10 protein-coding genes are annotated in these 12,092 nt (G+C 71.5%); 6 read left to right on the top strand and 4 right to left on the bottom strand.

Going from position 1 to position 12,092, the window contains the following annotated elements; translation table 11 throughout:
- Positions 1-716: 716 nt before the first annotated feature.
- A complete protein-coding gene (locus ACGFQ9_RS10930; protein WP_393573385.1) occupies positions 717-1,610 on the top strand; it encodes an FAD binding domain-containing protein in 894 nt (297 codons plus the stop codon).
- On the opposite strand, the gene ACGFQ9_RS10925 is transcribed toward ACGFQ9_RS10930, so the two are convergent.
- Complete coding sequence (locus ACGFQ9_RS10925; protein ID WP_393573384.1) at positions 1,583-2,878, bottom strand: M6 family metalloprotease domain-containing protein; 1,296 nt, start codon at positions 2,876-2,878, stop codon at positions 1,583-1,585. The genes ACGFQ9_RS10930 and ACGFQ9_RS10925 overlap by 28 nt on opposite strands.
- Before the next feature lie 250 nt (positions 2,879-3,128).
- Here ACGFQ9_RS10925 and ACGFQ9_RS10920 point away from each other — a divergent pair, with 250 nt between their 5' ends.
- The 3 genes from ACGFQ9_RS10920 (at position 3,129) to ACGFQ9_RS10910 (ending at position 6,829) form a co-directional block, all read left to right on the top strand.
- Positions 3,129-3,842: a TetR/AcrR family transcriptional regulator gene (locus tag ACGFQ9_RS10920; RefSeq protein ID WP_393573383.1), complete on the top strand. Its 714-nt coding sequence runs from the start codon at positions 3,129-3,131 to the stop codon at positions 3,840-3,842.
- 87 nt (positions 3,843-3,929) lie between these two features.
- Positions 3,930-5,468, top strand: a complete 1,539-nt coding sequence (locus ACGFQ9_RS10915) for an MFS transporter (protein ID WP_393573382.1) — start codon at positions 3,930-3,932, stop codon at positions 5,466-5,468.
- Positions 5,469-5,848: 380 nt separating this feature from the next.
- Positions 5,849-6,829, top strand: a complete 981-nt coding sequence (locus ACGFQ9_RS10910; protein WP_393573381.1) for a sigma-70 family RNA polymerase sigma factor — start codon at positions 5,849-5,851, stop codon at positions 6,827-6,829.
- Between the two features lie 202 nt (positions 6,830-7,031).
- On the opposite strand, the gene ACGFQ9_RS10905 is transcribed toward ACGFQ9_RS10910, so the two are convergent.
- Entirely contained in the window at positions 7,032-7,979 is a 948-nt protein-coding gene (locus ACGFQ9_RS10905; RefSeq protein WP_393573379.1) for a helix-turn-helix transcriptional regulator, read from the bottom strand.
- A 62-nt stretch (positions 7,980-8,041) separates the two neighbouring features.
- Here ACGFQ9_RS10905 and ACGFQ9_RS10900 point away from each other — a divergent pair, with 62 nt between their 5' ends.
- Positions 8,042-9,589 carry an MFS transporter gene (locus ACGFQ9_RS10900; RefSeq protein WP_393573377.1) on the top strand — a complete coding sequence of 516 codons (1,548 nt, stop codon included), beginning with the start codon at positions 8,042-8,044 and terminating at the stop codon, positions 9,587-9,589.
- Between the two features lie 112 nt (positions 9,590-9,701).
- On the opposite strand, the gene ACGFQ9_RS10895 is transcribed toward ACGFQ9_RS10900, so the two are convergent.
- Positions 9,702-10,481: a DUF6227 family protein gene (locus ACGFQ9_RS10895; protein ID WP_393573376.1), complete on the bottom strand. Its 780-nt coding sequence runs from the start codon at positions 10,479-10,481 to the stop codon at positions 9,702-9,704.
- Positions 10,482-10,673: 192 nt separating this feature from the next.
- Between ACGFQ9_RS10895 and ACGFQ9_RS10890 the strand changes: the two genes are divergently transcribed.
- Positions 10,674-11,321, top strand: a complete 648-nt coding sequence (locus ACGFQ9_RS10890; protein ID WP_393573374.1) for a vitamin K epoxide reductase family protein — start codon at positions 10,674-10,676, stop codon at positions 11,319-11,321.
- Between the two features lie 110 nt (positions 11,322-11,431).
- Here the strand turns inward: ACGFQ9_RS10890 and ACGFQ9_RS10885 are convergent, their stop codons facing one another.
- Positions 11,432-11,839, bottom strand: coding sequence for a rodlin (locus tag ACGFQ9_RS10885; RefSeq protein ID WP_393573372.1), 408 nt, complete (start codon positions 11,837-11,839; stop codon positions 11,432-11,434).
- Between the last annotated feature and the right edge of the window lie 253 nt (positions 11,840-12,092).

Genomic DNA, 12,092 nt, shown 5'->3' with positions numbered 1-12,092 from the left:
AGGCCGGGCGATCGCGACAAGCCGGCCGGACAACCTCGCAGCCACCACTCTTCCCTTCGTTTCGGCAGGCTGTCAGGAAGAGCAGTTCCTGGCCGGAAGTGTCCGGCGTCACGCGGACGCCTCCGGATCGGTGGCGGTGCGGACACAGCGAGCGCAATCCCCCATTCCGTTGCGCCTTGTGTGAGCAGTAGACAGCGAACAGGCTCACGCCAGCGAGGGGCTGAAAACATGAAGACGTCCCCGGGCAGGGACCGGGTCTTCGTAGGCTCCTACAAGAGCCGGTCTGTCCGTGATGTCACCTTGATGAAACCGTTGCCAAATGCGGCGGAGTAGTGCATGAACGGGCAAGGCAGCGGGCCGGTGACGCGTGACGACCGCGGTACGGACCGTGACCGTCATGTCACTTGCTCCGACAGGGCCGTCTGGCCGAAACCCGGTCGCAGCGCGCACCGGTGCGGCCGTGGCCGCCGCCGCGCCGGTGAGCCCGCTTCCCGTCGCCGCGGCCCACCCCGGCCGAGGGGCGGAAACCGCCCCAGATGGTGCGTATCGCCCGGCGGGCGCAATGGCGCGTTCCTGTCTGCGCCGACTCGGCCGCCCCGGCGGGACGTCTCGTCCGGTGCGGCGATCGTATCGGCATGTCAGTGGACAATCCTGGGCAAATGCTCCCTGGTCGTTCCGTCGTGGCCGGACGGTCCCGAACGCGAGGAGAGGCGATCATGGAGTTCCTTCGTCCTTCCGGCTGGGAAGAGGCGCTCGCCATCAAGGCCGAGCTCCCGACGGCGCTGCCGATCGCCGGCGGCACCGACATCATGGTCGAGATCAACTTCGATCACCGGCGGCCCGACGCCCTGCTCGACCTCACCCGGATCGGCGAGCTGTACGAGTGGGAGGTGGGGGAGCGGACCACCCGGCTCGGCGCCTCCGTGCCGTACACGCAGATCATGGAGAACCTGCGGGCCCCGCTGCCGGGCCTCGCGCTCGCCTCGCACACCGTCGCCTCTCCGCAGATCCGCAACCGTGGCGGCGTGGGAGGGAACCTGGGGACCGCCTCACCCGCCGGTGACGCGCACCCGGCGCTGCTGGCCGCGGGCGCCGAGGTGGAGGTGGCGTCCGTCCGCGGGTCCAGGCTCATCCCGATCGACGAGTTCTACACCGGGGTGAAGCGCAACGCGCTGGCCGCCGACGAGCTGATCCGGGCGGTGCACGTGAAGAACGCCACCGGGCCGCAGCAGTTCTCCAAGGTCGGCACGCGCAACGCGATGGTCATCGCGGTCTGCGCCTTCGGCCTCGCCCTGCACCCCGACAGCCGGACCGTCCGGACCGGGATCGGGTCCGCGGCGCCCACGCCCGTCCGGGCGAAGACCGCCGAGGAGTACCTCACCGCAGCCCTGGAGGACGGCGGGTTCTGGGACTCGGGCGAGGCCCTCCCCCCGGCCGTCGCCAAGCAGTTCGGTGATCTCGCCGCTGCCGCGTGCAACCCGATCGACGACGTCCGCGGGACCGCCGCGTACCGGCGCCACGCCATCGGCGTGCTCGCCCGCCGCCAGCTGCTCTGGACCTGGGAGGCGTACCGCGATCCCCGTCAGCGCCGGGTGATGCGGACCCGGTAGCCGCCCGAGTCCAGGCGCTGCAGGACCGCGATGCTGACGCCCGCCTCCGCGTCGGTGAAGGTCTCGCCCGGCCCGAACGGGGCGTCCGAGAGCTCCGCGTGGATGTTGGCCCGCCGGGTGCAGCCGCCGCTGGTGTCCTTGCTGTCCGAGACGGTCACCGGACCGCGCCCGGTGTCCACGTCCGAGTCGACCTTGTAGACGAGGACTCCGGGCTTGCAGACCGCCTCGTCGTTCCCCGCCTGCGTACGCACCTCCATCGCGTAGCCCACGCTCGCCGACAGCGGTACGAAGGCCAGTTTGACCCCGCCCGCCGTCGCGAGCGGGGTCAGCACGTGGAGGGTCGTCCCCGGCCGGGACGCGCAGGAGATCTGCTTGCCGTCCAGCCAGCCCAGCTTCCACTTGTGCCAGCCCAGCAGGTCGTTGTTGGACCCCCAGTCCTCGCTCATGATGTCCCAGTGGCCGACCGAGCCTCCCCCGTCCGTGGTGTAGAGGTCCGGCAGTCCGAAGACATGGCCGTTCTCGTGCGGCAGCACCCGGTAGCCGGTCTCGCGGTAGCTGCCCGAGCCGTCGTCCTGACGGCTGTAGACGAACGAGGTGTTCGCCAGTGGCACCCCGTCGGCGACCGGGGCCTCGGCGTTCCCGGAGAAGGTCACCGAGAGCACGGTGTCCAGGGCGGAGGGCCCGGCGTTCGGCGTGACCAGGATGTTGACCAGGTCGTACCGGCTGAAGTCGACCTCGGTGTCCGCCGCCTTGACGATGTGTTCGATGAGCTGCTGGTAGCCCGGCTCATAGGCCGAGCCGCGCTCGATCCCGTACGCCGCGAACGGCATGGGCATCCGCAGCCAGGTCCTTATCGGGGCCTCCGGCCGGTAGTCCAGCCGGCCGTAGGAGCTGGTGCGGAACCAGTCCGCCGTCTGGGGGAAGAACTCCGCCAGCCGGTCCAGGGCCGTGCCCTCGCCCTTGGCGTCCGGGAAGTCGATCATCAGGTTCAGGGCCCGTACCTCGCCGGTGCTGCGCGCGTACCCGGGCGCGGTCGGCATCCCCTCCGACATCTGGACGCCCATCGCCCCGGAGATCCGGCACGGGGCCAGCGCGCTCTCGTTCGACGCCGCCACGGGCCCGGCCGCGGAACGGGCCGGGCCGGTGATCCCGGTGCTGGCGGTCGCGGTGACCCCGAGGGCCAGGGCGGCGATGCCGATGTACGCGCAGGTGCGGCGGTGCGTGCGGAGGGTGTGGAGGGTGCGTATCCGGTGGCGGGTCTGCGGCATGAGAGACGCCTTCGGGTCCGCGGCAGCCGGCCGGGCCCGGTCTGCGCTCTGTTCGCTCACCCTCCGTCCGGCGCGCCGCGCCCGCGCGCCGGGCGCGTCCGAACGTGGAGGGGCGTGTGGCCCGGGTCACACGGGAGGGTGAAATAAACGGGGATCGGTTCCCCGTTTAACCGGATGTCCTCGAAACGGGGATCGGCTCCCCGTTTGCAGTACGGGGCCGAACGGAGAGACAGGGCTCGGAGGAGGAGCGATGGGAGTCGTGCAGGACGGCCGGCCGTCGGTGGAAGCGCCGGCGAAGGTGCCGGGCAGGGCGCCCAGGCCGCGCGCCGACGCGCTCCGCAACCGCGAGCGGATCCTCGCCGCCGCCCGCGAGACCTTCGTCGAGCACGGGCCGGACGCCCCGCTCGACGAGATCGCCCGCCGGGCCGGCGTCGGCAACGCCACCCTCTACCGGCACTTCCCCGACCGGTCGGGTCTGGTGCACCACGTGGTCCTGTTCGTCATGGACCGGGTCACCGCCCACGCCGAGCGGTCCCTCGCCGAGGAGCCCGACGCCTTCGCCGCGCTCGTGCGCTTCACCCATGCCGCCGCCGACGAACGGATCGGCGCCCTCTGCCCCATGCTCAGCGGCGACTTCGACCGGGACCACCCGGAACTCCTCGCCGCCCGCGCGGCATTGGAGGAAGCCGTCGAGCGCATGATGGCGCAGGGCCGGGACGCCGGCCTGCTCCGCCCGGACGTGGCCATCGGGGACTACATGCTGGCCACGACCCAGCTCAGCCGCCCGCTGCCCGGCATCGGATGCGCGGGCGCCGACAGCTTCGTCCACCGTCATCTGCAGCTGCTCCTGGACGGGTTGCGCGCGCCCGCCCGGTCCGAGCTGCCCGGCTCCGCCACCACCCTCGAAGACCTGAGACGGAGGGCCGGCGAAAACCACATGACTCCGCCCGGCTGCGCCCTTTAACGTCACACGTCGAGTTCTTCCAGAACCTCCCTTTTCCGCACCGTTTCAAGCATTTCAAGCCATCCGCACCGTGAAGTGGGTACCCCCATGCCGAAAACAGCCGAGCTCCCGCCGCAGCAGGCTGACCCCAGCCGCTGGAAAGCGCTGGTCTTCATAGCCCTGGCCCAGCTGATGGTCGTCCTCGACGCGACCATCGTGAACATCGCCCTCCCCTCCGCCCAGGAAGACCTCGGGATCTCCGACGGCAACCGGCAGTGGGTCATCACCGCCTACGCCCTCGCCTTCGGCGGCCTGCTCCTCTTCGGCGGCCGCATCGCCGACCTGTGGGGCCGCAGGAACGCCTTCATCGTCGGCCTGGCCGGCTTCGCCGCGGCCTCCGCGCTCGGCGGCGCCGCCACCGGCGAGGCCATGATGCTCGGCGCGCGCGCCCTCCAGGGCGCCTTCGGCGCGCTGCTCGCCCCGGCCGCGCTGTCCCTGCTCGCCGTCATGTTCACCGACGCCAAGGAGCGGGCCAAGGCCTTCGGCATCTTCGGCGCCATCGCCGGCGGCGGCGGTGCCGTCGGCCTGATCCTCGGCGGCTTCCTCACCGAGTACCTGAACTGGCGCTGGACCTTCTACGTCAACATCCCGTTCGCCGCCGTCGCGGCCGTGGGCGCCTACCTGGTGATCCGCGAGCCCGCCGGCTCCCGCAACCGCGCGCCGCTGGACATCCCCGGCGTGCTGCTCTCCACGGCCGGCCTGGTCGCGCTCGTGTACGGCTTCACCCGCGCCGAGTCGGACGGCTGGACGGACGGGGTCACCGTGGGCCTGTTCGTGGCCTCGGTCCTGCTGCTGGGCGCCTTCGTGGTGACCGAGGCGCTGGTGAAGTCCCCGCTGCTGCCGCTGCGGGTGCTCCTGGAGCGCAACCGGGGCGGTGTCTACCTCTCCCTCGGCCTGGCCGTGATCGCGATGTTCGGCCTGTTCCTCTTCCTCACCTACTACCTCCAGGTGGTCAAGGGGTACTCGCCGGTCAAGACCGGCTTCGCCTTCCTCCCCATGATCGCGGGCATGATCACGGGCTCCACCCAGATCGGCGCCCGGCTGATGACCCGGGTCCCGCCGCGGCTGCTGATGGGCCCCGGCTTCCTGGTCGCCGCGACCGGCATGCTGATGCTGACCCAGCTGGAGGTCGGGTCCTCGTACGCGGCGCTGATCCTGCCCGCCCAGCTGCTGCTCGGCCTGGGCATGGGCACGGCCTTCATGCCGGCCATGTCGCTGGCCACGCACGGGGTGGACCCGGCGGATGCCGGCGTGGCCTCCGCGATGGTCAACACCTCGCAGCAGGTCGGCGGCGCGATCGGCACCGCGCTGCTGAACACCATCGCCGCCTCGGCCACCACCGCCTACCTGACCTCGCACGCCGCGGAGGCTGCGGCAGGCGGACCGGCCGCGCGGCTGGTCCAGGCGGAGGCCATGGTGCACGGCTACTCCTCGGCGATCTGGTGGGCCGTGGGGATCCTGGCGGTGAGCGCGGCGATCGCGCTGGCCCTGATCAACACCGGCCGTCCGCAGGCCGGTGCGGGCACCGGCGCGGGCCCGGACAGCCCGGCGGACGCCGAGGTCAGGGTCCCGGTGGTCGCCCACTGACCCGCACGACACCGCGCCACAGCGGCCACCCGCTTCACACCAGGACGGGCCGCCCTCTCCCGGGGGCGGCCCGTCCGCGCGTGTGTGCGTACGGATCCGGGCGGGCGGCGGAGGCAACCGCACGGCGCGGCTCGGCGTCTACAGGGGTGAAGTGGCGGCCCGTACCGGTACTGACCTGCGCCTCTGCCGGAACAGGCGGGCGGCGTCGCCCTGCCGCGACGGCGGCGGGGCAGGATACTGCAAGATCTCGAAAATCGCGGCGCCATGTGGGAATTCTGTCCCGATTCCGGTCGTTGTTTCCTTCGGATGCAGGCACTCACGAGAGTGTTCCGGCACCCGCACCGCCACACCGCGACCGAACTCATCGCAAGGGAGCACGCATGGCAACCCGCGCCGTCGCCCGTCGTCAGTCCGCCGGCAGCACTCGCGCCACGGGTGGAGAGATCGCCGACCGCGACCTCGTCGGGATGTACCTGGACGAGATCGCGCGCACCCCGCTGCTCGATGCCGCCAGGGAAGTGGAGCTGTCCCAGATCATCGAGGCGGGTGTGTACGCCCGGCAGATCCTGGACGGCGAGACGGAGGAGCCCGAGGGGGGTGCCGCCACGCGTGCCGAGCTGGAGGCGCTCGCCGCCGAGGGGGAGCGCGCCAAGGAGATCTTCATCCGCTCGAACCTCCGGCTGGTCGTCGCCGTCGCCCGCCGCTACCCGCGCAGCGGCCTGCCGCTCCTGGACCTGATCCAGGAGGGCAACGCGGGCCTGGTCCGGGCGGTGGAGAAGTTCGACTACGCCAAGGGCTTCAAGTTCTCCACGTACGCGACCTGGTGGATCCGGCAGGCCATCACCCGCTCCATCGCCGACCAGTCCCGCACCATCCGCCTCCCCGTCCACCTGGTCGAGGAGCTCGGCCGGATCCGCCGGGTGCAGCGCGAGTTCAACCGGGAGCACGGCCGCGACCCGGAGCACGCGGAGATCGCCGCGGAGCTCGGCTCCACCGAGGCGCGCGTGGGCGACGTCCTCGACTGGGCCCGCGACCCGGTCAGCCTGAACATGTCCGTGGACGACGAGGGCGAGACGCAGTTCGGCGACCTGCTGGAGGACACCTCCGCGATCTCCCCCGAGCAGTCCGTGCTCTCCCTGCTCCGCAGCGAGGAGCTGGACGACCTGATCGGCAAGCTCGACCACCGGACGGCCTCGATCATCAAGATGCGGTACGGCATCGACGACGGCCGCGAGCGCACGCTGACCGAGGTGGGCAAGCAGCACGGCCTCACCCGCGAGCGCATCCGCCAGATCGAGAAGCACGCCCTGCTCGAACTCAAGCGGATGGCCCGCGACACCGGCTTCGACGCGGTGGCCTAGGGGGTGTCTCGCCGATCAGGCCGGATCGACAAGACACCCCCCAGAGCGGCCTGCCGTAGCGGTCCGCTCTGGGTAGGCCTGCGCCCGCCCGGCTCTGGAACCGCAGCGGGGGGAGGCTGCGGGAAGCGGCGCGGGGCTGCGTGCCGTGTGCCCACCCGTGCCGCCCTGCGGCACGACTGCCCACACGGCGGTGGGGGCGTCTCTACGCCGCGCCCGCCGCGCGGGTCAGCGCCGCGCCCAGGGCGGCGGCAGCGTCCGCCAGGGCGGGCGGCTCCACCACGGTGAACGGCACGCCGGTGAGGGCCAGCCGGGCCGCGAGCCACTCCGGTGCGTCCGCCGTCTCGAAGCGGAGCCGGCAGCGGCCGGACGGCTCCTCCACCACCGGCTCCAGCCACGACGGCAGGTCCGTGGGCACCGCCTCGAAGGTCACCTCCGCCGTGTACTTCCGCCGGCCCCGCAGGCCCCGCTCCACGAATTCCACCGCGTCCATCGGCGCCTCGCGTTCCGCGAACCGCGCCCCGGTCGGGAACGGCTCGACGACCCGGTCCACCCGGAAGGTGCGCCAGTCCTCGCGCTCCAGGTCGTAGGCCACCAGGTACCACCGGCGTCCGGTGCTCACCAGCCGGTACGGCTCCACCAGCCGCTTCGACTCGACCCCGTCCCGCGCCCGGTAGCCGAAGCGCAGCCGCTCCTGCCCGGCCACCGCGCCCGCGATGGCGGTCAGCGTGCGCGGGTCGATCCGCGCGCCGTCGCCCCGGGACAGTGCGACCGTCGCCGACTGCAGGGCGCCCACCCGGTGCCGCAGCCGCGACGGCAGCACCTGTTCCAGCTTGGCCAGCGCCCGTACGGAGGCCTCCTCCACACCCTCGATGGCGTGCCCGGCACCCGCCCGCAGCCCCACCGCGATGGCGACCGCCTCCTCGTCGTCCAGCAGCAGCGGGGGCATGGCCGTGCCGGCCACCAGCCGGTATCCGCCCACCGCGCCCAGCGTGGCCTCCACCGGGTAGCCCAGTTCCCGCAGCCGGTCGATGTCGCGCCGGATGGTCCGTGAACTGACCCCGAGCCGTGCGGCCAGTTCACTGCCCGGCCACTCGCGCGGGGTCTGGAGCAGGGAGAGCAGGGTCAGCAGCCGTGCCGGGGTGTCGTTCATGACTCCAGGCTGCCAGCTAAATAGGACACGAACTGGCCTACATGGGGTCTAGATTCCTCCCCATGAGCACTGAGACGCCCAGGACATCGCCCGAAAGCACGAGCGGGCCCGCACCGGAAGAAAGGCAGACCGACCCCGCCGACCGCCGCCGCTGGCTGGCCCTCGCCATCGTCATGACCGCGGCCTTCATGGACCTGGTCGACGTCACGATCGTCAACATAGCGATCCCGAGCATGCGGGCGGATCTCGGCGCCTCCACCAGTGCCATCCAGTGGATCACCGCCGGATACGCCCTCGCCTTCGCCGCCGGACTGATCACCGGAGGGCGGCTGGGTGACATATTCGGCCGCAGGCGGCTCTTCCTGATCGGCATCGCCGGCTTCACCGCGGCCTCCCTGCTCTGCGGCCTCGCGGCGAACCCCTCGATGCTCGTCACCTCCCGACTCCTCCAGGGCGCCATGGCGGCGCTGATGGTCCCGCAGGTGCTCGCGATCATCCACGTCACCTTCCCGCCGCACGAGCGCGGCAAGGTCTTCGGCATGTTCGGCGCGATCGTCGGCCTCGGTGCCGTGTCCGGCCCGATGCTCGGCGCCCTGCTCACCGAGTGGAACCTGTTTGGCCTGGAATGGCGGCCGATCTTCCTGATCAACCTGCCGGTCGGCATCGCCGGAGTGATCCTCGGCCGCAAGTTCATCAGTGAGTCCAAGGCGCCGCAGGCCCTCCGCCTCGACCTGGTCGGCGTCGTCCTGGCCACCCTCGCCATGGTGATGCTCATCTACCCGCTCACCCAGGGCCGGGAGAACGACTGGCCGCTGTGGGGCTTCGTCTGCATGGGAGCGGTGCCGCTGGTGATCGCCGCCTTCATCGCGTACGAGAAGCACAAGGCGGCCAAGGACGGCTCCCCGCTGGTCGAGCTCTCCCTCTTCAAGGTCAAGAGCTTCGCCGCCGGTATCGCCGTCCAGCTCACCTTCGGCATCGCGACCGGCATCTTCTTCTTCGTCTGGACGCTGATGATGCAGCTGGGGCTGGGCTGGAGCGCGCTGCGGTCCGGGCTGACCGGCATTCCGTTCTCGATCTCCGTCTCCCTGGCCGCCGGCATCTCCGTGCAGAAGCTGGTGCCCCGGTTCGGCCGCAAGGTGCTCCAGACGGGTGCGCTGACCATGGCCGCCGGTCTGCTGCTCTACATCTGGGAGTCGCAGCACTACGGCATGGAGATCTCCTCCTGGCAGATGGCGCCCCCGCTGATCGTGCTGGGCATCGGCATGGGCCTGATCGTGGCCCCGCTCACCGACACCGTGCTGTCCGAGGTGCCGCGCGAGCACGCCGGCTCCGCCTCCGGTCTGATCAACACGACCAACCAGATGGGCAACGCGCTCGGGCTCGGCCTGACCTCGGTGGTGTTCTTCGGGATGATCGACGACGAGATGGTGTTCGGCGCGCCGTACGTGGAGGCGTTCCGGTACGCGATGTGGTGGGTGGCCGGGGTGCTGGCGGTCATCTTCGCGGTGATGTTCGCGCTGCCGCGCAAGCATGACGCCGCGGGCGCCGGCCACGAAGCGGAAGCGGGCTTCGCCGCCGAGCCGACCCCCTCCAAGGTCCCCGCGGCCTGACGCCCGCCCGCCGTGTGGGCAGTCGTGCCGCAGGGGGGACCCCCATCGCCCTGCGGGACGCCTGCCCACACCGGGCGGCAGCTGCGGGGCGCCTGCCCAACACCGGGCGGGGTCAGCGGACTCGGGAGCGGGTTTCCATCGCGTCGCGGGCCGCGGCTTCGGTTTCGTAGACCTCGCACATGTGCCGGCCGTCCGGCGTCGCCGTGTGCTCGACCTCCCACAGGCTGACCTCCGTGCCGTCCAGCAGCACGAACGCGTGCTCGTAGAGGCTGAAGCCGGCGTCCCGGCCGTACGCCAGGCACTGCCGGGTCCCGAACGCCTGGGTGATCCGGTGCGCGTACGCCGCCTTCAGCAGCCGGGCCGTCCGCCCGCCGGGCCGGTCCGGGTTCTCCGCCCGGCGCAGCACCCGGCGCGCGTGGTCCGCCGAGTCCTCGACCTCGTACTCCCGGTGCCACTGCCCCGGTGCCGCCGCGGAAGCGGCGAAGAGCGCGCTCAGCACCGCCGCGTCGTCCACCATCGCGTCCGGGTCGTCCGGCAGCAGCGTGAACTCCGCGTGCGCGGACCCCTCCAGGCCGTCGAAGATCCGGTTCACCGCCAGCGTGACCTCCGCCCGGCCGGCGAACACCTCGTACTGCACCGCCCGGTCCGCGCCCAGCCGGTAGGCGAGCTCCCACAGCGCGGCCGGGCTGCCGTCGGCCAGCAGGTACGTGTGCCGGTGGACCTCCCGCCACAGCCCCGACGCCGGACTGTGGTGCGCGGTGTGCAGCGAGGAGCTGTGCGCGAGCGCCGTGCCGAGGCGCTCGACCAGCAGGTCCGGAAGGTCGAAGGAGTTGAGGGCGCGGCCCAGGAGTCGTGCGAGGTGGGCCTCGGTTGTCTCGTACGGATCGCTCAAGGTGGGTCTCCAGGCCGTCGCAGCTTGTCACGTCGCGGAAGCACAACGTAGCCCCTGCGTCTGACATCACGTCCGGGGTTCGGTAAAACGTCCGGGAAGCGACCGGGGTTCCCGCCACCCCTTCAGGTCAACTTGCGTATGAATATGCAGGGTTCACCACGGTCTGACAGGTATCGCGGCAGTATGGGCCGCATGGCGACGAATGCAGTGAACACCGTGGACGTGCCCCGGCAGGGGGCCGACCGCGTGCGGCGGGACGGCGGACCGGCCGCCCCGCCCAGAGGTCCGGCCTGGCTGCTGGTCCTCACCGGGGCCGCCGGGCTGCTGGCCTCATGGGTCATCACCCTCGACAAGTTCCTCCTGCTGGAGGACCCCTCGTTCAAACCGGCCTGCAGCCTCAACCCGGTCGTGTCCTGCGGCAGCGTGATGCAGAGCGAGCAGGCGGCCGCCTTCGGCTTCCCCAACCCGATGCTGGGTCTGGCCGGTTATGCCGTGGTGGTGTGCGTCGGCGCCGGCCTGCTGTCGGGCGCCCGCTACCGGGGCTGGTTCTGGCTGGGACTCAACGCCGGGACCGCGTTCGGGGCCGCCTTCTGCGCCTGGCTGATGGTCCAGTCCCTGTACGAGATCAACGCCCTGTGCCTGTGGTGCTGCCTGGCCTGGGTGGCGACGCTGCTGATGTTCTGGGCGGTGACCGCGCACAACGTCCGTACCGGGGTGCTGCCCGCGCCCGCCCCGCTGCGCACCTTCTTCACCGAGTTCGGCTGGGCACCGCCGGCCCTGCACATCGGGGTGATCGGGATGCTCGTGCTCACCCGGTGGTGGGAGTTCTGGACCGGCTGAGCGCCGTACGGACGCGGGAGAGCCCCGGCAGCCGGATGCTGCCGGGGCTCTTCGCGTCACCGCATCGCTCCACGGGCGTCAGAAGCCCGGACCGGAAGGGGGAGCGGGGGTCAGCTGCCGGCCGAAGCGTTGCCGGAGAGAACCGGGATGTTGCTGAGGATGTGCGAGACGGGCTCGTCACCCTTGATCTGGTTCGAGTTCTCGACGCACTGCTGGTTCTGCGGGGCGGAGAGGACCGGGATGTCCTGGACGCCCACGTTGACCAGGGCCACCAGCGACTGCGCGTTGACCTTGGCGGGCAGGCCGATGCACGGCTTGTTCAGGGTGCCCTGGACCAGGCCGAGCTGCGGGCTCTGGGCGCCCTCGGTCTTCTGGTTGCCGTAGATCTGCTGCGCACCGTTGCCGTTGACGTTGGTGACGGTGTCGTTGCCGATGGCCATCGCCGGGGCGGCCACGGCGGCGCCCGCGCCGACCACGGAGGCGGTGACCGCAGCGGTGGCCATAATCTTCTTGAGCATTTTGGTCCTTTTGTCGCACGAGTGCCCGCTAATGGAGCGCCCTGATCAACTGGCCGGTCCGGGGGTTGGTTCCGCTCCTTCACTCAAACGGCCTGTCTCCGCCCGGCTTTTCCCCAGCCCGGGTGAAACCGCCCCGGACGCCTGCGCGAAGCCCGTACGCAGCCCGCAGACGGCTGTCCCCGGGGGCCCGGCGGCACCAAGATCCGGTTGCGCTCCGTGGAGCCCGTTCGCACGGTGGGTGAGGAAGCGGGCT

It is taken from the genome of Streptomyces sp. NPDC048603 (assembly GCF_043199475.1).
In the GTDB taxonomy this organism is placed as follows: Bacteria; Actinomycetota; Actinomycetes; order Streptomycetales; family Streptomycetaceae; genus Streptomyces.
Note: the sequence above shows the minus strand (reverse complement) of the source record. Positions and strands in the feature narration are given on the sequence as shown.